Origin of the sequence: Stenotrophomonas sp. SrG (genome assembly GCF_050031795.1) — a bacterium.
Taxonomy (GTDB): domain Bacteria; phylum Pseudomonadota; class Gammaproteobacteria; order Xanthomonadales; family Xanthomonadaceae; genus Stenotrophomonas; species Stenotrophomonas rhizophila_A.
In genome coordinates this window covers 1-248 of record NZ_JBNBBE010000671.1, presented here as the reverse complement: position 1 = coordinate 248, position 248 = coordinate 1, and the positions used below count along the sequence as shown (strand labels likewise).

General features: G+C 71.8%; 1 protein-coding gene. It reads left to right on the top strand.

The features are described from left to right. Positions 1 to 248: flagellar basal body L-ring protein FlgH (locus tag ACQG3P_RS21250; RefSeq protein WP_426806159.1), on the top strand; the 248-nt coding region annotated here is incomplete at both ends.

Below are 248 nucleotides of genomic sequence, written 5' to 3'. Positions count from 1 at the left end.
CCACCGCGCAGACCACCGCCAACACCAGTACCGACAAGGAAACCAACCTCGCGCTGGGCACGCCCACGCTGTTCGGTGCGCCGGTGACGCTGGGCGGCAAGGACATCCTGGGCGCCCGCGCGACCGGCTCGCGCGACTTCACCGGCAAGGGCACCAGCGCGCAGAGCAACCGCCTGCTGGGCAGCGTGACCGTGCCCGTGATGCAGCGCGTGCCCAACGGCACCGTGGTCGTGCAGGGGGCCCAGAAC